19 protein-coding genes and 1 pseudogene are annotated in these 20,727 nt (G+C 40.5%); 12 read left to right on the top strand and 8 right to left on the bottom strand.

What is annotated here, in order from left to right:
• Positions 1 to 22 precede the first annotated feature (22 nt).
• Positions 23 to 1,477: a ribonuclease G gene (rng, locus tag ACSC9N_RS12530; RefSeq protein ID WP_004981336.1), complete on the top strand. Its 1,455-nt coding sequence runs from the start codon at positions 23 to 25 to the stop codon at positions 1,475 to 1,477.
• A 131-nt stretch (positions 1,478 to 1,608) separates the two neighbouring features.
• On the top strand, positions 1,609 to 1,782 hold the full coding sequence (locus ACSC9N_RS12525; protein WP_004981331.1) for a PA1571 family protein: 174 nt from the start codon (positions 1,609 to 1,611) through the stop codon (positions 1,780 to 1,782).
• A gap of 66 nt (positions 1,783 to 1,848) precedes the next feature.
• Here the strand turns inward: ACSC9N_RS12525 and ACSC9N_RS12520 are convergent, their stop codons facing one another.
• A complete protein-coding gene (locus ACSC9N_RS12520) occupies positions 1,849 to 3,228 on the bottom strand; it encodes a WS/DGAT/MGAT family O-acyltransferase (protein ID WP_058952193.1) in 1,380 nt (459 codons plus the stop codon).
• Positions 3,229 to 3,390: 162 nt separating this feature from the next.
• Entirely contained in the window at positions 3,391 to 4,125 is a 735-nt protein-coding gene (locus ACSC9N_RS12515; RefSeq protein ID WP_058869094.1) for a phosphoadenylyl-sulfate reductase, read from the bottom strand.
• Between the two features lie 202 nt (positions 4,126 to 4,327).
• On the opposite strand from ACSC9N_RS12515, the gene thrH reads away from it, so the two are divergent.
• Entirely contained in the window at positions 4,328 to 4,945 is a 618-nt protein-coding gene (thrH, locus tag ACSC9N_RS12510) for a bifunctional phosphoserine phosphatase/homoserine phosphotransferase ThrH (RefSeq protein ID WP_005399989.1), read from the top strand.
• A gap of 80 nt (positions 4,946 to 5,025) precedes the next feature.
• Here thrH and ACSC9N_RS12505 read toward each other — a convergent pair whose 3' ends face one another.
• Together ACSC9N_RS12505 and ACSC9N_RS12500 are read right to left on the bottom strand one after the other, a co-directional pair.
• Positions 5,026 to 6,183: an OmpP1/FadL family transporter gene (locus tag ACSC9N_RS12505; RefSeq protein WP_029574964.1), complete on the bottom strand. Its 1,158-nt coding sequence runs from the start codon at positions 6,181 to 6,183 to the stop codon at positions 5,026 to 5,028.
• A gap of 329 nt (positions 6,184 to 6,512) precedes the next feature.
• Positions 6,513 to 7,757, bottom strand: coding sequence for an OmpP1/FadL family transporter (locus ACSC9N_RS12500; protein WP_010326172.1), 1,245 nt, complete (start codon positions 7,755 to 7,757; stop codon positions 6,513 to 6,515).
• A gap of 753 nt (positions 7,758 to 8,510) precedes the next feature.
• Between ACSC9N_RS12500 and ACSC9N_RS12495 the strand changes: the two are divergent.
• A pseudogene (locus ACSC9N_RS12495) lies at positions 8,511 to 8,627 on the top strand (IS5/IS1182 family transposase); the annotation flags it as partial.
• 30 nt (positions 8,628 to 8,657) lie between these two features.
• On the opposite strand, the gene ACSC9N_RS12490 reads toward ACSC9N_RS12495, so the two are convergent.
• On the bottom strand, positions 8,658 to 9,677 hold the full coding sequence (locus tag ACSC9N_RS12490; protein WP_005399986.1) for an AraC family transcriptional regulator: 1,020 nt from the start codon (positions 9,675 to 9,677) through the stop codon (positions 8,658 to 8,660).
• A 153-nt stretch (positions 9,678 to 9,830) separates the two neighbouring features.
• Between ACSC9N_RS12490 and ACSC9N_RS12485 the strand changes: the two genes are divergently transcribed.
• From ACSC9N_RS12485 to ACSC9N_RS12450, 8 genes are all read left to right on the top strand, one after another.
• Complete coding sequence (locus tag ACSC9N_RS12485) at positions 9,831 to 11,276, top strand: coniferyl aldehyde dehydrogenase (protein ID WP_005399985.1); 1,446 nt, start codon at positions 9,831 to 9,833, stop codon at positions 11,274 to 11,276.
• Positions 11,277 to 11,326: 50 nt separating this feature from the next.
• Positions 11,327 to 13,045, top strand: coding sequence for a GMC oxidoreductase (locus tag ACSC9N_RS12480; protein WP_058952192.1), 1,719 nt, complete (start codon positions 11,327 to 11,329; stop codon positions 13,043 to 13,045).
• A 484-nt stretch (positions 13,046 to 13,529) separates the two neighbouring features.
• Positions 13,530 to 13,964, top strand: coding sequence for an arsenate reductase (glutaredoxin) (gene arsC / locus ACSC9N_RS12475; RefSeq protein WP_058952191.1), 435 nt, complete (start codon positions 13,530 to 13,532; stop codon positions 13,962 to 13,964).
• Between the two features lie 57 nt (positions 13,965 to 14,021).
• Complete coding sequence (locus ACSC9N_RS12470; protein WP_058952190.1) at positions 14,022 to 14,342, top strand: metalloregulator ArsR/SmtB family transcription factor; 321 nt, start codon at positions 14,022 to 14,024, stop codon at positions 14,340 to 14,342.
• Positions 14,343 to 14,348: 6 nt separating this feature from the next.
• Positions 14,349 to 14,822, top strand: a complete 474-nt coding sequence (locus ACSC9N_RS12465) for an arsenate reductase ArsC (RefSeq protein WP_058952189.1) — start codon at positions 14,349 to 14,351, stop codon at positions 14,820 to 14,822.
• Between the two features lie 7 nt (positions 14,823 to 14,829).
• Positions 14,830 to 15,873: an ACR3 family arsenite efflux transporter gene (gene arsB / locus ACSC9N_RS12460; RefSeq protein WP_058952188.1), complete on the top strand. Its 1,044-nt coding sequence runs from the start codon at positions 14,830 to 14,832 to the stop codon at positions 15,871 to 15,873.
• Between the two features lie 5 nt (positions 15,874 to 15,878).
• On the top strand, positions 15,879 to 16,583 hold the full coding sequence (gene arsH, locus ACSC9N_RS12455; RefSeq protein WP_058952187.1) for an arsenical resistance protein ArsH: 705 nt from the start codon (positions 15,879 to 15,881) through the stop codon (positions 16,581 to 16,583).
• Positions 16,584 to 16,737: 154 nt separating this feature from the next.
• Complete coding sequence (locus ACSC9N_RS12450; RefSeq protein ID WP_058952534.1) at positions 16,738 to 17,805, top strand: ArsO family NAD(P)H-dependent flavin-containing monooxygenase; 1,068 nt, start codon at positions 16,738 to 16,740, stop codon at positions 17,803 to 17,805.
• 267 nt (positions 17,806 to 18,072) lie between these two features.
• Here ACSC9N_RS12450 and ACSC9N_RS12445 read toward each other — a convergent pair whose 3' ends face one another.
• Genes ACSC9N_RS12445 through fahA form a run of 3 tightly spaced genes read right to left on the bottom strand, consistent with a single transcriptional unit; the run spans position 18,073 to position 20,613 of the window.
• Positions 18,073 to 18,648 carry a VOC family protein gene (locus ACSC9N_RS12445; protein ID WP_058952186.1) on the bottom strand — a complete coding sequence of 192 codons (576 nt, stop codon included), beginning with the start codon at positions 18,646 to 18,648 and terminating at the stop codon, positions 18,073 to 18,075.
• 21 nt (positions 18,649 to 18,669) lie between these two features.
• The gene (maiA, locus tag ACSC9N_RS12440; RefSeq protein WP_058952185.1) at positions 18,670 to 19,308 is read right to left on the bottom strand and encodes a maleylacetoacetate isomerase; all 639 of its coding nucleotides are present in this window, start codon (positions 19,306 to 19,308) and stop codon (positions 18,670 to 18,672) included.
• A 21-nt stretch (positions 19,309 to 19,329) separates the two neighbouring features.
• Entirely contained in the window at positions 19,330 to 20,613 is a 1,284-nt protein-coding gene (fahA, locus tag ACSC9N_RS12435) for a fumarylacetoacetase (RefSeq protein WP_058952184.1), read from the bottom strand.
• Positions 20,614 to 20,727: the final 114 nt, after the last annotated feature.

The following is a 20,727-nucleotide window of genomic DNA, read 5'->3' as shown; positions in this document are numbered from 1 at the left end:
TTTATAATGTTTTGAGTTTGTTATGTCTGACGAGTTATTAATTAACGTCACGCCTATGGAATGTCGCGTCGCGTTAATTGAAAACGGCACGGTCAATGAATTATTTATTGAGCGTACGGTGAAACGTGGTTTAGTGGGCAATATTTATAAAGGTAAAGTGGTTCGTGTTCTTCCGGGAATGCAGGCTGCTTTTGTCGATATCGGGCTGTCACGAACTGCTTTTTTACATATTAATGATATGGTTTGGTCACGTAATCAACCCACCCCGAATGTTTTTGAGCTCTTACAGCCAGGACAAATTCTTACTGTTCAAGTCATGAAAGATATGCTGGGCACCAAAGGGGCTCGGCTTTCAACTGATCTTTCCATTCCTTCGCGCTATTTAGTGATGATGCCTTATGGCAATCATACGGGTGTGTCTCAACGCATTGAGTCTGAAGCTGAGCGTGATCGTTTACGTTCGATGATTGAGCGTATTCAAGCGGAACATAAACTTCCGGGTTCAGTGATTGTTCGTACAGCTGCTGATGGGATTGCGGAAGCTGCCATTGCGCAAGACATGGCTTATTTGGCGAAACTTTGGGAATTTATTCAGCGCAAGCAAATCAGTATTGCGGTGCCATCGTTAATTTTTGAAGAACTGCCTTTACCCCAGCGAATTATTCGCGATCTTGCGAGTGAAAAGACCGCTAAAATTTCAGTCGACTCGCGTGAAATACATGGCAAGCTCCAAGAGTTCGTAGAAGAATTTGTTCCGAATATCAAAGAACGCCTTATTCATTATCCGGGTGAGCGCCCAATTTTTGATTTGTATAATGTCGAAGAAGACATTCAAAGAGCGCTGCAGACGCGTGTTGCGTTGAAGTCTGGTGGTTATTTGATGATTGACCAGACTGAAGCTATGACCACTATTGATGTTAATACAGGCTCATATGTGGGTGGTCGCTCTTTAGAAGACACCGTGTTTAAAACCAATATGGAAGCGACACAGGTCATTGCGCGCCAGCTGAGACTACGCAATTTAGGCGGTATTATTATTATCGACTTTATTGACATGCAAGAGCAGGAGCATCGAACTGAGGTCATGACTCAGTTTGAACGGATGCTTGAGCAAGACCATGCAAAAACCAAAATTACACAGGTTTCTGAGCTAGGTTTGGTCGAAATGACACGTAAACGTACACGTGAATCATTAGAGCACTTATTATGTGAATCTTGTCCGACCTGTCAGGGACGGGGTTATGTGAAAACAGCTGAGTCTGTATGTTACGAAATCTTTCGAGAAATCATGAGATATACACGTGCGTATCAATCTCAGACTGGCTTTACTGTCGTTGCGCATCCATCCGTGATTGACCGTTTGTTAACTGCAGAAGCCCCAGCAGTCGCTGATTTAGAGCATTTCATTGGTCGTGTGATTAAATTTCAGGTGGAAAATTTATATACGCAAGAGCAATACGATATCATTCTGAGCTGAAATTGTAACAATATATGGTTAAATAGTTGTTACAACTGAAATTTTACTTTCGATCTTAGATTTTTAATACTAGAAACACGGAAATAGCCAAAGCTTATTCTCCCAAATAGGTTTAGCAAATGAGGTGTGATATGGGTGTTAGAGAAGCAATTATTCAACCTAGTTTGAAACATTTATTAGATACGAAAGTAACGCATAATGCATATATCGTGGATGATCAGGGTAAAGAAGTACAAATTACAACTGCCATGATTCGTACTGCATGTCATCAATTATTAAAACAATGTCGTAGCATTAAAAACTAAGGGGCTTATCGAAGCCCCTTAGTTTTATTGATTATTCTTGTATTTCTGATTCGTTTTTTTGCGGCATCAACTGACCGTTTGCAACTTTGGGTCTTCGATCCCCACAATCGCCTCAAAGCGTTGAATCTCTTCTTCTAAGTGTGTGAGTAGATTCTGCATCTTCGGTAGCGCATTTCGACAAGCCGTCAAACCAACTTCAAGTTTATCTAAATAACTGGTCATGGTGATGTTGAGTGCCTGACCATCTAAAATGATTGAGGCAGGGTATAGCGCATCGAGTCGTGCCCCGTTCCAATACAATGGTTCACGTGGGCCAGGAACATTTGAAATTACCAGATTAAATGCTTGGCGCTTAGGCAGTAAGCCTGAGGCAATATTGAGACCAGCAGCACTATAAACAAACGCACTATAGTTCAAAATTTGGTTTGAGTTCATGCGTTTGAACTTTTCTTTGGCATTTTGCACACTACGACGAACAATTGCGAGGCGCTCTAGTGGATCTTCTTTATGCGTGCCTAAATTTGCCAGAATCATGGTGATACGATTCGACATAGACGAATCATCATCACGAACCGAGGCAGGTACCATGGCAATTAAAGGCTTTTTAGGAAGTGCGTCTTGGGACAAAAGATATTCACGTAGGGCACCTGAACAAATCGCCAGTACGATGTCATTAATCGTGACCCCTAGACTTTTAGAAATATGACGTAAGCGATCAAACTCAAAAGACTGTGCTGCAAAACGACGCGAAGAGCTAACCCGTTGGTTCAGAATAGAGCTGGGTGCTTGAAAGCTTGAAACATAATCAGGATTACGTCCCATATCTTTCATGACTGTTTGTGACAACTCATACATGACACGTGGTGTTGACCCAAGCTGGCCCATTACGCCATTCATTATTTTCTTAAAGCGGCTAACATTCGGTTCTTTTAAACGCTTCGCACGAGGGCCTTCAACACACCAAGGTGGTACAATACTCTTTGCATTTGGATCTTGTGATAATGATTTTTCCACCAAACGCATACCCGCAATACCATCCACCATCGCATGGTGAATTTTGAAGTACATGGCAAAACGATTCCCTTCAATCCCTTCAATAATATGACAGGTCCATAACGGTTTAGCGCGATCAATTAAACTACTGTGTTCCTGTGAAATATAGGTGAGCAGTTCAAGAATACGCCCCGGTTGTGGGAGTGCGATATGACGAAAATGGTGATCAAGATCAAACTCTTCATCTTCATCCCAAAATAAGCCGTTGAGTTTGTTGTTAAATGGAGGAATAGGAATGGATTTGGAGTTACGAATATCTGCAACTAAATTTTGAATGAAGCTGGCAGGTGCATTTTCCGGGATTTGGAATAAGAATAATCCACCGACATGCATGGGTTGCTGGCGTTTTTCAAGTGATAAAAAAATAAAGTCAATCGGATGTAATGGACGCATAGTCTGGATTGCCTCACTGCAATATCTGACCGCTCCTATATGAGCAATCTTGTTAGAATTATAGAACTTAAAGCTAGTATATCGATTTTTTTTAACAATGGGAGCGCTTTGTGTGTATCCATTGGTTGCGAAAAAACCACTGCTTTGCAGTGGTTTTGATCTTTACTTTTTCAAATTACCTGCATGTAGGCCACATTCTTTGTGTGTCGCTTCCTCCCACCACCAACGTCCTTCACGTTCATGTTGGTTTGGTAACACTGGACGCGTACATGGTTCACAGCCAATAGAAATAAAACCGCGCTCATGCAATGGATTATAAGGCACTTCCATCATGCGAATGTAGCTCCACACATCGGCACTGGACCAGTTGGCAAGAGGATTGTATTTAATCAATTGTTTGCCTTCGCCTGAAAAGCCTGCATCTGCTTGAATAACTGGAATCTCAGTTCGTGTGCCTGGGCTTTGGTCTTTACGTTGACCCGTAATCCAACCATCTAAAGTCGCTAATTTTTTACGTAAAGGCTGAACTTTACGGATACCACAACACTCTTTATGATCATCTTGATAAAAGCTGAATAAACCTTTTTCATTGATCAGTTGTTGAACGGCATCTGCTTCTGGGAAGCAAATTTCGATATTAATGTTGTAGTGTTTACGCACAGTTTCGATAAATTGATAGGTTTCTGCATGTAAACGTCCTGTGTCTAAGCTAAAGACACGAAAAGGTTTACCTAAGTTAGCAGCCATATCAATAAGTACGACATCTTCTGCACCTGAAAACGAGATGGCAATTTCACCCGTTTGATTCAGTGCAAGTGCTAAAATTTCACTTGGTGATTTGTCTGCATATTCAGCTGCGAGAGCATCAACAAGATCAATAGTTGGAATGGTTGTCATAAGTATCCTGGCAATAGGCTTGGAATCTAACAAGACCTATATTACGTTATTTGCTGTGCATTTTAATAGAGTTGAAATAAACCACTTATCACTAAAAAATAAATGCTTATGAAAAAAATAGATTTAAAAAACAGCAATGCATTAGACAAATATTAAGCTATGATAGTTCAAAATTTTTCCACGTAAATAAAAGGGAGTATTCATGGAAGTTGTTTGCCTTGATCTAGAAGGGGTGTTAGTTCCAGAGATTTGGATTAACTTTGCTAAAAAAACAGGCATTAAAGCGCTTGAAGCAACCACACGTGATATTCCTGATTATGATGTGCTCATGACGCAGCGTTTGAATATATTAAAAGAACATGGTTTAGGCTTAAATGATATTCAAGAAGTCATTGCTGAGATGGGCCCATTTCCAGGCGCAAAAGAATTTGTTGAATGGTTACGTACACATTTTCAGCTGATTATTTTGTCAGACACTTTCTATGAGTTTGCGCACCCATTAATGAAACAGCTGGGCTGGCCAACGATTTTTTGTCATAAGTTAGAGACTGATGAAAAGGGTATGATTACAACCTATAAGCTGCGCCAACCTGACCAAAAACGTGAAGCAGTTAAAGCATTGCATGGACTAAATTACCGTGTGATTGCCGCAGGTGATTCTTATAATGACACCACTATGCTGGGTGAAGCGGATAAAGGTTTTTTGTTTGATGCACCAGAAAACGTGATTAAAGAGTTCCCACAATTCCCTGCAATTCATGGTTATGCAGCTTTAAAAGAGGCAATTCGTAATGCTTCAGTTCGTGATATTCCTGCTTAATATATTGATTTTAAAATAATAAAAAATGGCGCAATTAGCGCCATTTTTCATTGAATTCAATGTTAGTTAACATAGATTAATTAAAAGCGATAGCCAATTTTCATACCATATGCAAGGGCGCTGTTATCTTCAAAGCTACCAACAACATTCCCACCTGTTTGTGCATCTGCATCACCTAACCATAGGTAACGTACGCCAGCAGCAATGAAATAGCTTTGTGCAGGGCTATATTGAGCGCCTAATCCAATACTCCAGTTTCCTTCTACAGGGCCAAGTGTCGTAACAGGGTTACCTGCTCCAGAGTCATAACCAACAGAAGCTGAACCAGCCCATTTATCATTAAACTTATGAGAAAGACCTGTTGTAATAGACCACTGATCATCTGAATAGTCGATTAGATTTTGTGCTTTACCTCTTGCAGCTTGTGTTGCAGCAGCTAAATATGTTGGCTTAACTGCAAATTGATCCCAATGTACCCAGCGAATATTTGCAAAAGCTAAGGTATCTTTAGCGACACCTGATTGCAAATCAATGTTTACAGACTGAGGTGTAACAACTTCTGTGTTTGAGTTGGGACGAACAACAGCACCTAGGGCAAATGTTTCTGAAGTATCAAGTTCATGTTTAATTTCAGAGCGATAAGTGATAGCAGCTCTAAGTGCAATTTCAGGAATAGAGTATGCGGCACCTGCAATCCAACCGAAAGCATCATCTTCTTTGAGATCTATGTCGTAGCCACCTAATAGACGAGTACCACCGTATGCGGCGCCACGTAATGAAACTTTTCCTTCAACTGTTTGATATACGGGGCCTGCATAAAAATTCCAGTTTTGGTTGGGTTGGTAACCAATCAGCGCAGTTAGATTATGAGTATCAACTTCAACAGAAGTTCCTTCCGTACCATTACCAAATGTACCTGCTGTTGATGAGTAGGTTGCATCAGCACCGAAAGGCTGATCATATAATAATCCTAGTGAAATATTATCGGTTGGCTGTATTTTAATCGCTGCAGAAGGGAAGTAGTAATCACCTCCCATATCACTGATTTTTTCATCTTTAACAACTGTAGAGGTACCTTCTACAGTTGGATCAATTACTGTAAAACCAGCTTCAGCATAGTTGCCCGATTGAAAAAAAGCAGACATTGATTGCCCAGATCGATCTAGACCGCCAGCTATGACAGAAGTTGTTGGGATTAAGCTGAGCAAAATAGCCGAGCGAAGAGCTGTAAGCTTCATAGGGAACATTCCTTGTTGTAGCTTTATGTAAGTGATTGGCACGAAAAGTAACATAAATACAAAAAGAGTAAATGCTCAACTACGGTTGTAAAATGAACTGAAAAGTTAAAAAATATACTTGTGTAGAGTAAAAACACTAAAAAAAAATATTAATTTTATGATTTATATGGATTTATTTTTAGATGCTGAGTGGCTGATTGAATATTATGCAAAATGTTTAAGTGTTTATTTGTTGCTCAAATGAATCACAAGTGTATAAAAAAGAGCGTAGGTGTCATTGTTGAAAATGAAAAAACCATCTTTGCAGATGGTTTTTTCAGTATTAGTAATTAGAACTTGTAACCGATTTTTAAGCCATAAGCTAAAGCATCATTGTCATTAAATTCTGCAACATAAGTATCTGATCCAAAGTTAGATGCGACTTGCGCTTTTGCATCGCCTAACCAGAAGTATTTAACACCACCAGCGATAAAGGTTGCAGGTGTTGGACTATATTGAAGTCCTAAGCCAACATTCCAGTAACCTTCAGTTGGGCCAAGAGTTGATATAGGATTACCTGCACCAGAATCCCAACCTACTGAGACATTACCTGCCCATAGATCATTAAATTTACGGCCTACACCTACGTTTGCTGACCATTGGTCATCAGTATAACCAACAATATCAAAGCCATTTGGGTTGTCTGGAGTCTGGCCTAGCGCACCTAGAGTATCTGCAACAGTTCCGAATTGTTTTAGGTCAATAGAAAAGTCTTTCCAATTCACCCAACGTACATTTGCAAAGGCAACTGTATTTGCCATGATCCCTGTTTGGAAATCAAGGTTAACAGATTGGGGAGTTGTAATATTTGCATCTGTTGCTACATCGTAAACAGGGCTACTGCCAACAAATGCTAATACGTTACTTTGACCATATTCGCGAGCAGATGCTTTGTGGTCAATTTCAGAGCGATAAGTGATAGATGTTTTTAAAGCAATTTCAGGAATTTGATAAGCAAAGCCAGCTAACCAGCCAACTGCACCATCTTCATCTAAATCAGCATTATATAAGCCAAGGCCGTTAGCTGAACCATATGCCGCACCACGTAATTGAACATTACCTTTAATTGTTTGATAAACAGGACCAGCATAAATGTTGAAATTTTCATTTGGCTGGAAACCAAAAATCATAGACAAACTTTGAGTGTCAACTTCTACTTCAGTTGCTTCACCGTTTAAGTGTAACAAACCTGTATTGAGACCAACAAGTGGGTCACTTGTTGAGTATGCAGCATCAGCACCAAATGGTTGGTCATAGATCAAACCAAATGAGAAGTGGTCTGTTACTTGTAATTTAAGAGCAGCTGAGGGGAAGTAGTAATCATCTCCCATGTCAGAAAGATTGCCGCCACCAGCAGTTGAAATAGCCTTCCCAGATACATCTGGATCTAATACAGAAATACCTGCTTCAAAGTAATTACCAGGTTGCAAGAATGCAGAGATTGACTGACCTGAACGATCTAGAGCAGCGGCAAATGCCCCCGTCATTGGTACAGTTGCTAAAATCATTGCTGTCGTTAATGTCTTTAATTTCATTCTACGTCTTTCCTTGAGGTGCAAATGCAAATGTTTGTTGCTCATTTTGTGTTTATGTTTTTTGGCTTTTGGAGAAGTCGGTTAACCGAAATCATTTGTTACTCCGTGTCACAAAAATAGCACAATTAAAATAAGAGTAAATGCTCTAGACATAACTAATCAGTTCAAAAAGTGATCGCAATAGAGTTTTTACACTAAAAAAACACTTTTTTTCAACTTAAGTTAATGAAAAATATAAATATATAATTTGAAATATAAAATTTATTTTTTGGTTAAAATTTACTCAATTAAGCGTAAAAATAAATCCTTTTTGTGATTCGTATCACTTTTTTCTTTACTGTATTTATAATACAAAATTATATTTCGTAGATCATTTATCGATTATTTTTATTTAGAAGATCAAGTTATTGTTTTTTACATGATTAATATTGTCTACAGCGACAATGATAATTGTTGCGGTTATATTGCGTTGTGTTATAAAAAATATATAAAAGCTGAAACAAATGTTAAGAACAAAAATCTTTAGTTTTAAATATAGATGAATGAATACAGGTGGTTATTAAGCGGTGTAATCAGCACTCAATCTTGACTTAAATTAAGCTGTAGTTTTGTTATACCGTTAAAAGCATAATTTATTAAAAAATTTAGAGTTTTAGTTCGCTATCGCTCTACTGTGAACCATAAATGATTAGAAGGATGGGCTTTGTTGTACAAACCTATTCTTAAAGCCATCTTTAGCAATATAATTTCCGAATGAAGAAGCCAGCACCTAAAATTGACCGTACAAGCAATTGCTCCTCATATAACCGAGTTCTCATTAATCGTGGAAATATTGCCATTTGGTTTGATCTTGAAACTCAGAGGTATGCTCATTATTGAACAAAGTAGCAAAACCAGAAGTCATACAATATGGCTTCGACTTTTGTCTCTTAACTCGGTTGGAGGAACGCCAAACCAACTTTTAAAGTTGCGACTAAAAATAGATAACTCTGCATAGCCCAACTGTAGAGCAATATCCGTCAAATTCACATTGCCTGCATCAAGCATACGCAGTGCTTCTTTTTTTCGGACATTTTCGAGTATATCTCGATAGCTTGTTCCTTGCATTTTTAAAGCGCGCTGAAGCTTTTTCGGATGCATGCCCATACAGAGTGCGATATTTTCAATGCTGCAGTCTCCTGTCGCCATCAGCATGCGGACTGAACTCTCTATCAGTGCGGTATTGTCTTCAGTTTTGGTGCTGCTTTGTGTTTCAAGCTGCTGTACGATCAGCTGATTGATGGCATCTTCATTAAAATTATAGGGTTTATAGCTTAAAAAGCTTGCAGGAAAATAAAGTGCATCTTCATCGGTTTCAAACTCTACCTGACATGAAAAATGTGCTTGGAAAGTTTGAGCACCTTTTTGTGGTGCTTTTTGCTTGAAGCAAATTTTTTCTGCATGCCACTGCGGGCCAATCAAATCTTTTAAAATATTCGCGACAAGGCAAATGGCCAGTTGTGATTTTTGTGGTACATCGGTGTTGTATTCACTTAAACGCACAAAGTTCAGCTTACAGAGCAGAGCATTATGTTGCGAGACGTGGAAGACAATGCCTTCAGCATGTAAATAGACATATTTTTGCGCCACGCTTAAGGCTTCAAGTATGGTCATTTGTCGGGACATATAGACGCCAATCAAACCGATTGTGCTAATATTTTGGAGTGCACCGAGTTTTAAACCGAAGCAATCATCCTGACAAGCTAAGGCCGCTTTTTCCAATAAATTTAAATAATGATCATAATGAATAAATGAATCTGGATCACGGAGTAAAGCAGGTAAAATCCCGATCTCTTTCAAGATTTCTATAGGGTTTACGCCATAACTACGGACTAAGTCTTCAAAACCGCCGAGGCTGGCTGCACGAATATAACTTCCCATTACAACATTCCGTGTTGTCCTAAAAGATCAATTTAGTGTCCTAAAAAGTCAAGCATAATTCAAGTCATTTGTTAAAGTAGGATAAGAGATTGTCTCAATCAACATAGAAAAGAAGTATTGAATCACCATTTTTAGCCGTGAAAGGAAAAGCATATGCAACTTACGGTTCAGCCTCATATCGAGCAAACAGTGATAGAACAGACATTACACGATTGTTTTCAATTGCAGCGCAAAAGCTTTCATCAACAAGGCATTGAAACGATTGCGCAACGTAAGCAACATTTACTGAATTTAAAAGCACTGATTAACGATCACCGTGAAGCAATTATTGAAGCCCTGAATCGAGATTATGGCAATCGTTCACGTCATGAAACCTTACTGGCAGAAATTATTACGGTCACAGATGATATTAACGGCAGCATCAAACACTTGAAACAGTGGACTAAAGTACAAAAAAGACATGTCGATCATAGCTTGTATTTTGGTGCGAAGAACCGCGTAATTCCTCAGCCACTGGGGGTGATTGGAATTATTGTGCCGTGGAATTTTCCCATCAATTTGATGTTTTCACAGTTGTCGGCCGTGTTTGCTGCGGGAAATACGGCTATGGTTAAAATGTCTGAAAATTCAAGACATTTGGCTGAATTGCTGATTGAGTTAAGCCCCAAATATTTTAAAGCGGAAAAATTACAGATTTTCGATGAGACTGGTGAAGTGGGTATCGCATTTTCAAAATTGCCGTTTGACCACCTGATGTTTACTGGTTCTGGTGCGACAGGGCGTAAAGTCATGGCTGCTGCAGCACAAAACTTAACCCCTGTGACTCTGGAACTGGGTGGTAAATCTCCTGCGGTGATTGACCCTGAATACCCTATTGAGAAAGCTGTAGAACGCATTATGTTTGTGAAACAGTTTAATGCGGGACAAATTTGTACCAATGTCGATTATTTATTTGTACATGAGTCGAGGTTACAAGCGTTTATTCAAGCGGCATCAGTTTGGGTGCAGGAACATGTGCCTGATATTCATAGCAAAGATTATACTTCTGTGATTGATGAGCGTGCATTTCAGCGCTTAGTACATAGCTTGGCAGATGCTGAAGCCAAAGGGGCTAGTTTAATTAATTTAAATCAGCAAGAGCCTGATGCTGCGACACGAAAATTTCCACTGACTTTGGTGTTGAACAGTAATGATGAGATGGAAATTGATACGCGTGAAACCTTTGGCCCGATCTTGATGGTCAAAACCTACCAAAAGCCTGAAGATGTTGTTGACTATATTGTTCAGCGTGATCGTCCATTGGCCTTTTATCCATTTAGCAATAACAAAAGCTTAGTCGAATTTTATATCAGCAGAGTTATGTCGGGCGGGGTTTCGGTCAATGATGCCTTATTTCATGTCGGGCAGCATGACTTACCATTTGGTGGAGTCGGTGCCAGCGGGATGGGGCACTATCATGGCTATGAAGGCTTTTTGACTTTTTCCAAAATGCGTCCTGTGTTTTATCAGGCGGGTTTTTCAAGCTTGAAGTTTCTCGCGCCGCCTTACGGAAAATTTGCCAATTGGCTGTTGAATTTATTGATTCGGATGAAGTCATAAGCGCTTAAATTTAAAAACAGAAAAATAAAACTATTAAAGGAGTTAATAGGATGAATAAAATAGATTTTGATTATGATCAAATTGTGATTGGCTCAGGCTTTGGTGGATCGGTCAGTGCTTTACGCCTTAGTGAAAAAGGCTATAAAGTCCTGATTTTGGAGAAAGGCTTACGCCGTGAAGATAAGGATTTTCCAACCACCAATTTAGACACCAAAAACTATTTGTGGCGTCCTGAACTGGGATTCAGAGGTACGATGCAATTTACTTTCACCAGTAAAACCACCATTTTGCACGGGGTAGGCGTTGGTGGGGGCTCACAAATTTATGCCAATGTACATTTAATTCCACCTGATGCTGTTTTTGAGTCCGAGGCGTGGACCAAGATTCGTAAAGACTGGAAAGAAACCTTAAAGCCGTTTTATGGTCTCGCTCAACGTATGTTGGGTACAGCGAATAATACTTATACCAATATTGCAGATGACACGTTAAAAGAAGTTGCGAGTGAAATTGGATATGCAGACTCTTTTAAAACGGTCAACACAGGGGTATTCTTTTCGCAAGCAGCTGGTCAGGAAGGTCAATTAGCGAAAGACCCGTATTTTAATGGAGATGGGCCAGATCGTAACTCCTGTATTTATTGTGGTGCTTGTATGTTGGGGTGTCGCAACAATGCAAAAAATACCCTCATGAAAAATTACCTGTATTTTGCTGAGCGTAATGGCGTTGAAATTCGTCCAAGTTCAGAAGTGGTGAAAATTAAACCACTGAATGAAGATGGTAGCGCAGGTTACGAAGTAATAGTCAAAGAAACCCTTGGGAAACAAGTTCGTCAGTATAGTTTGCACAGTCGTGGGGTAGTGTTATCTGCAGGGGTGATGGGTACGGTACCGATGTTGTTAAAAATGCGTGATCAGCATAAGACTTTACCCAATATTTCTTCATTGCTGGGACAGGAAGTTCGGACGAATTCGGAAACCCTGACCACAGTAAACAACACAGGAAAAAAACTGGATGATGGGGTGGCAATCAGCTCTTTTATTTCGGTTGATGCAGATACCAATATTGAGGTCACACGTTTCCCTGAAGGTGCTGATGCTTCATGGATTTATATTCCATATGTGCCGATGGTGACTGGTCAGGGCTTTATGCGCTTTATGAAGTTTGTGTTCACTACACTGTTGCATCCCTTAAAAACCTTTAAAGTGCTAAGTTATAAGGGTAAAGCCAAAGACTCTATTATTTTATTGGTAATGCAAAAGTCTGAAGCATTCATTCATTTTGAATGGCGTAGAAAGTGGTATCGACTGTTCCAGAATAGTATTACTGCCGTGCAAAAAGAAGGGGATACGCCACTCACAGTTTCATTCCCTGCGGCTGAAGAAGCCACTAAAATGATTGCACAAAAGTTGGGTGGAGAGCCAGGTTCTGCACTTACTGAAATTCTACTGGGAACGCCAACGACAGCACATATTATGAGTGGTGTCGCGATGGGTAATGACAAGTCGAATGGCGTTGTGGACTTCACTGGTCAAGTCTTTGGTTATCAAAATTTACGCGTATTAGATGGTTCGATTGTACCTGGAAATTTAGGTGTGAATCCCTCACTGACCATTACCGCACTGTCTGAATTTGCGATGAGTCAAATCCCAGTGTTCTCCGCAGAGCGGGCAGCAACGATTCAGCGTATCCAGTTTAGTCAGCCTTTGGACGGACAGGTGTCTGACTTGAAGGGTACTGGTGATTTAGCCAGTGCATTAAGTAATGCTTAAAAAAGGGAATATGGTCTGGGCTGGTGATGATGCCTAATACGGCAAATTAGACAGCCGAAGCAATACAATCTTTAGATCATTATCCCTCTAACGCTGTATGACAGTGTTAGAGGGTGTTGCTGATTTGATGGGCTATGATTCAGAAATTCCTAAGCTAAGAAGAGAGCGAAAAGCTCTCTTACCTTTTCACAGATCAATGAATGATTTAGGTTATTACGGAGCCTATCCATAAATCCAAAAGCCATCGTTTATTTTTTCTTTTTATAAAATATGACAAGTAAAATCAAAATAATAACTAAGATCAAAGTAATCATGACTGTTTCCATAGCTTGACCTCTAAATCTTATATTTTATTTAATTTTAACATGCTCATTCGATCACTATATATTCAAAAAAGATCATTTTTTATTCTTAAAATATGGAGTTGCATATATATGTTTATTCATATATAAGTATATATAAGGATTCAATTGAGTTTGAGCAAATGTCTGCTACTCCAAAAGTTAAGATTTATCACAACCCTGAATGTGGTACATCACGTAATACATTGGCATTAATTCGTAATGCCAATATTGAACCTGAAGTGATTGAGTACCTTGTAACACCTCCATCTAAAAATGAACTGATTCAAATGATCGCGGATGCAGGTTTAACGGTGAGAGAAGCGATTCGTAAGAATGTTGAACCTTATCGTGATCTCGAGTTGGGCCGTGAGGACTGGACGGATGAACAGCTTTTAGATTTTATGCTGCAGCATCCAATTTTGATTAACCGTCCATTCGTAGTCACTGAATTAGGAACTCGTTTAAGTCGTCCGTCAGAATTGGTTTTAGAAATTCTGCCACTCCCACAAAAGGATGCTTTTAGTAAAGAAGACGGTGAACAAGTGTTGGATGCAAATGGGCAGCGATTAAAATAAATATGTACTGGGTATCTGTAAGTATTGCTATATCCAGAGGTTTGAGTAGGTGAAAGTATGGATCAAATCAATTTTTTTAAATGTTTAGCTGATGAAACGCGATTCAATATCGTCATGTTGGTTCTTGGAAATAATGAACAGTGTGTTTGTGATTTGACTGAAAAACTACAACTCAGCCAACCTAAGATTTCGCGGCATTTAGCCTTACTGCGTTCTTCAGGTCTTTTACAAGATCGACGTCAAGGGCAATGGGTCTATTACAGTCTCAATCCTAATTTACCCACTTGGTGCATAGACGTCTTAAATACCCTAAAAAATGCTGACTTACAGCCCCAAATTGAACGCCCTTTTTCGCAAATAAAGAGTTATTGCGAGTAGAACAATATGAAATTCCTTTTTTTATGCACAGGAAATAGCTGTCGCAGCATTTTGTCCGAAGTGTTGTTTAATAGTCGTGCCCCAGAGGGTTGGAAAGCCTATAGTGCAGGCAGCCAGCCATCTGGACAGGTGCATCCATTGACCATTGAAACTCTAGAAAATTTAAGTCTTTCAACCGAAGGCTTGTGGAGTAAAACCATTGATGACTGTGAACAATACCAACCTGATGTGGTGATTACGGTTTGTGATTCAGCCGCTCAGGAAGCTTGCCCACTTTATTTAGGTGGTGCAATCAAAGCACATTGGGGTTTGGCTGATCCATCACATTTAGTCTTGCCGAAAGAAGAAAAACTCAAAGCCTTCCAAGTCACTGTGGATCATATCAACCGTCGCTTAGATGCTTTATGGGCATTCGATACAACACATATGTCTCGCCTAGATTTGATTGCGGCAATCAATCAAATTTCGCAGATTAAATGAGATCATCATGGCTCAACAAAAATTATCCTTTTTAGATCGTAACCTCACGCTATGGATTTTTATTGCGATGGGGTTTGGAATAGCGATAGGCGTGTTCTTTCCACAAGCCTCAGTGGTTCTGGATAAAATGAGTGTAGATTCAGTCAATATCCCGATTGCGATCGGTTTGATTTTGATGATGTATCCACCTTTGGCAAAAGTGAACTATGCCACTTTGCCACAGGTATTCAAAGATAAGAAAACACTGACACTCTCTTTAGTACAAAACTGGCTCATCGCACCTGTTCTGATGTTTGCTTTAGCGATCATCTTCCTGCATAACTATCCTGAATACATGACAGGCTTGATCTTGATTGGTTTAGCACGCTGTATTGCCATGGTTTTGGTTTGGAATGGTTTGGCCTGTGGGGATAACCAATATGTTGCGGCATTGGTGGCCTTTAACAGTATCTTCCAGATTTTATTCTTCAGTACCTATGCTTGGTTGTTCTTGACCTTTTTACCGCCTTATTTTGGCGTTGCAGGGCAAGTGATCAATGTCGATTTCTGGACCATTACCCATGCGGTACTGGTGTATTTGGGAATTCCATTTTTCCTTGGCTTTATGACGCGATTCACTCTAGTAAAAGCTAAAGGTCTGGATTGGTATCAACATGTCTTTTTACCGAAGATCAGTCCACTGAGTTTGTTGGCGTTATTGTTCACGATTGTGGCGATGTTTAGTCTCAAAGGGAACGACGTAGTGAGCTTACCGATGGATGTCTTGCATATTGCGATTCCATTGACGATTTACTTTATCGTGATGTTCTTCATCAGCTTCTTCATGAGCAAATGGATGGGGAACGATTATCCTAAAACCACAGCTATTTCTTTTACAGCTGCGGGAAATAACTTTGAATTGGCGCTGGCTGTCGCGATTGCGACCTTTGGTTTAGCTTCACCAGTCGCATTTACCACGGTGATCGGCCCATTGGTTGAAGTACCAGTGTTGATTGCTTTGGTCAGTGTGTCTTTGTGGCTTAGAAAAAAGTTTTTTAAAGCAGAGGTGTAATTTCTATGATTCTCCCAAATGTAGATATGAATCTTCTCGATCAACCGACTTTAGAAAAGGTACAAGCTAAAGAGTTGGATCATCCACCACGTATTTTGCTGCTCTATGGCTCTAACCGTGAGCGTTCATACAGCCGATTAGCGGTGATGGAAGCTGGGCGTATTTTGGAGCATTTTGGTGCTGAAGTAAAAATCTTTCATCCTAAGGGCTTGCCTTTACCTGAAGATGCGGACACTGAGCATCCCAAAGTTAAAGAGTTGCATGACCTACTCGCATGGGCAGAAGGGATGGTATGGTGTTCGCCGGAACGTCATGGCTCCATGAGTTCAATTTTTAAATCACAAATTGATTGGATTCCATTGGCAGGTGGTGCGATTCGTGCAACCCAAGGCAAGACTTTGGCGCTCATGCAAGTCAGTGGTGGATCGCAGTCTTTTAACAGCTTAAACCAGATGCGTATTTTAGGCCGTTGGATGCGGATGATCACCATTCCAAACCAATCGTCTATTCCCAAAGCTTTTTTAGAGTTTGAAGAAGATGGCAGGATGAAACCTTCAGCTTTTTATGATCGAATTGTCGATGTCATGGAGGAGCTGTATAAATTCACGCTACTGACGCGTGGGCAAAGTCAGTACCTCACAGACCGTTATTCAGAGCGAAAAGAGTCGGCAGAAGAATTATCTAAGCGTGTTAATCAACGGAGTTTATAAACTCTAGATGATCAAAGATGTTGAAAAGTAGCTTGTGCAATTGAAAAGCCCAATTACAGATTTGATCAGTTTTTAAAAGTCACTTAGTTTGTTGAATAGACTGGGCTTTTTTAATTATGAATATGGTTTCACTATAGCAAATGGGAGAGTGGCTTTGGCACAACTACAAGCAGAAGTCGATGTGGTTATTATTGGTGGTGGTCAGTCGGCACTTGCTACAGCTTATTTTCTCAAACGTAAAAAAGTTCCATTTGTGATTTTAGATGATCAATCGCAAGCTGGCGGTGCATGGCTGCATGCATGGCAGTCGCTACGTCTTTTTTCACCGCATACATGGAGTTCGTTGTCGGGTTGGATGATGCCAACGACTGAACACACCTACCCAACGCGAAATGAAGTGATCGAATATTTGTCGGCATACGAGCAACGCTATCAATTTCCGACCATTCGGCCAGTCCATGTCGATCATATTGAACAAAAAGATGGCTATTTAGATGTGTATGCTAGAGATCAATATTGGCGGGCAAAGGCTGTGGTCAGTGCAACAGGTACATGGAGCCAGCCTCATATTCCTAATGATATTGGACGTGAAAAATTTAAAGGAATACAGCTTCATTCAGCGGACTATGTCAATGCAGCGCCTTTTAAAAATAAGAAAGTCATCGTTGTCGGTGGTGGTAACTCAGGCGCACAAATTCTTGCCGAAGTTTCAAAAGTGGCAGAAACAACTTGGGTCACGATGACAGCACCAGCATTTTTATCAGATGATGTGGATGGGCGGGTCTTGTTTCTTCGTGCAACGGAGCGTTTAAAAGCACAACAGGAAGGTCGGAGTTTGGAACAGCTCGCAGGTGGGTTGGGAGATATTGTCATGATTGACAGTGTCAAAGAGGCAAGAACACGAGGAGTTTTGCACAGTCGAGAGCCTTTTGTAGCATTTGCTGAGCATTCGGTTATTTGGGCTGATGGTTCAACACAAGTGGTAGATGCTGTCATTTGGTGTACAGGATTTAACCCCGCACTCAATCATTTAAGAAGTCTTGGTGTGGTAGGGCCTGATCAAACGGTTGCTGTTTATAATGGGCGTTCAATGAAACTAAATAACTTATGGTTGGTTGGCTATGGTGAGTGGACAGGCATGGCATCGGCGACTTTAATTGGAGTGTCCAGAACAGCAAGAGCTGCGGCTGATGAAATTGCTGCCTATTTGACTGGTGCTTAAACCTATAAGTTTAAAGGGATGCATAGACAGGTTTCATGCATGAACAATTTGATTCGATACGGATGAGGACGGAAATAGGATTCGCCGTGAAGCAAATGGAAAGCAATTATTGATGATTGATAGGAGATTTAAGGTACTCTAAGTAGCTAATTAAAATAAGAAATCCTATCTATTTAAATCATAAAAGCAGCCGAAGCTGCTTTGCGTTTTTTATCATCGTTGAAGTTGCCTCTAAGGCATTCACCATCAGCACAACTTCCGCCAGACTTAAGCGTCTACTTTGGCGGTACGAGAGTTTTGGCTTAATTCATCTGCATGTAGGAAGTGCGTATGCTGCGGTGCGCGTTTGGTTTTGCTCCATTCTTCCAGCATGTCATATTTCATTTGTTCTGTAATCATGGCAATTTTTTGTGGCGCTTTTTCATCGTCATAGGCCAGTTCCAAACGATGACCATTTGGATCAAAGAAATAAATTGAGTGGAAAATACCATGATTGGTAATGCCCAAGACCTCTATGCCATTGGCTTCTAGGTGTTCTTTAGCATCAATCAGTGCCTGACGGTCTTTGACTTTGAGTGCAATGTGCTGCACCCATTTTGGGGTGTTTTCATCACGGCCCATTTCAGGCTGGGTTGGCAGTTCAAAGAAAGCCAGAACATTACCATTTCCTGCGTCTAGGAATAGGTGCATATAGGGATCAAAGGCTTTGGTTGAAGGGACATGGTCTTCAGCAAAGGCGAGAATGAAATCCATATTTAGGTTTTTTTTGTACCATTCCACCGTTTCTTTGGCATCTTTACAACGGTAGGCCACGTGGTGGATTTTTTCAATTTGAATGGTCATTTTTATATCCTTATAAAAAACTTAAGAGGCTTCAAGCTGCATTTCAGGTGCAGCGTGTTGAAAGGCTTCTAAAGTGTTGCAATGGGTGTAGATCGAACAAATTTTTGGATAATCGGATAAATCAAGATTAAAACGTAGAGCGTTATAGACTTGTGGAATCAGGCAGCAGTCCGCTAGGGTCGGCTGACTGCCAAAACAGAATTTGCCATTTGACTGTTCTAGCTGTGCTTCAAGGGCTTTAAAGCCCGTTAAAACCCAGTGTTTATACCAAGCTATTTTCTGCGCATCACTTACTTCCAATGTACCCACCAGATACTGAAGTACCCGTAGGTTGTTGAGCGGATGGGTGTCGCAGGCGATACTTAAACTAAATGCACGGATCAAAGCACGCTGCTGCAAGTCTTGAGGGAGCAGGGCCGTGTCTGGGAATTTTTCTTCTAAATATTCAAGAATACTTAGCGATTGGGTCAAGACAAAATCTTGCTCTGCCCATGTGGGCACCAGCTCACTCGCATTGATTTGACGGTAGCTTTCACTATGCTGTTCACCACCATTATTGACTAAGTGCACAGGTACATGTTCAGCAGCCAGACCTTTTAAATTCAAGGCAATACGAACTCGGTAAGCCGCAGAACTACGAAAATAGGTATACAGTTTCATGGGCAACATCCTGATCTGCAATTATTGGGTAAAACCAAAATCCACTGCTGGCAGAATTTTGCCGCTGACTTCACCAAAGCCAATACGCAAATCACCTTTTTCACAATAGCCTTTCATAATGACGGTATCGCCGTCTTGAATGAAGTTACGCTGTTCGCCATTTGATAGCGTTAAAGGTTTGCTGGCATTCCATGTGATTTCGAGCAATGAACCATAAGAATCTGGAGTTGGTCCTGAAATGGTCCCTGAACCCATCAAATCACCGACCTGCAAGTTACAGCCCGCAATCGTATGGTGAGTTAGCTGCTGAGCCATGGACCAGTACATATATTTAAAGTTGGTTTTGCAGATCACATCACTTTTGTCGTCATTCTCAGGCTGAATTTCAACCGAAAGATGAATGTCATAGCTGTTGCTGCTGTTGTCTTCACGCAGATAAGCCAAAGGTTTCGGCTCTTGTTCAGGAGAACTGGTTTTAAATGGCTCAAGTGCTTCCAGCGTCACAATCCAAGGTGAAATAGATGACGCAAAAGTTTTCGCATTAAACGGGCCAAGTGGTACATATTCCCATTGCTGCAAGTCACGCGCAGACCAGTCATTAAACAGCACCATACCGAAAATATGATCCCAAGCGTTTTCAATTGGAACAGGTTGACCCAGCTGACTTGATTTACCTACGATAAAGCCAGTTTCCAGTTCAAAGTCGAGTTTACGACAAGCAGAAAATATAGGACGTTCTGAATCTGGCAGCTTGATTTGTCCTGATGGGCGGACAATGTCTGTACCACTCACAATGACCGAACTGGCACGACCGTTATAACCAACAGGGAGTTCTGACCAGTTGGGTAGCAGCGCATTTTTCGGGTCACGGAACATACAACCGACATTGGTGGCATGTTCTTTAGATGAATAGAAATCGGTATAGCCTGGGATGTGTACAGGCATATGCATTTTGACGTCTGATTGTTTGAAGAAGACCTGATCACGCAGGGCCTGATTATCACGAAGTTCAGGATTATCTGCGGACAACAAAGCTTGTAATTCTGCGCGGACCTTAGACCAATTGGCTTGACCTGATTCAATAAACATATTCAGTGTCGGCTGATTAAAGACCAGTTTGCCATCTGTTAGTTTGCAATAACTATGCGCTTCCAGTACCGCCAGATCAATCACCCATTCTCCCAGTGCTACGCCAGCACGAGGCTGCGAATTGTGTTTTTCACTAAAAATGCCATAAGGCAGGTTTTCTAGCGGGAAATCTGAATGTGCAGCAATTTCAACAAATGACTTCAAGCGTTTGCTCATGGATATTGATCCTTTCCGTGGAAAATTTAAGTTCTAGATAGAATCATACTTATATTTTAAAATTACGCAATAAATAATTTATTTATGAATAGTGTAAATTGTTGGACTATACTA

It is taken from the genome of Acinetobacter sp. PC34 (assembly GCF_051789135.1).
GTDB classification, from domain to species: domain Bacteria; phylum Pseudomonadota; class Gammaproteobacteria; order Pseudomonadales; family Moraxellaceae; genus Acinetobacter; species Acinetobacter johnsonii.
The sequence above is the reverse complement of the archived record's forward strand: the minus strand, read 5'-3'. Positions and strand labels throughout refer to the sequence as shown.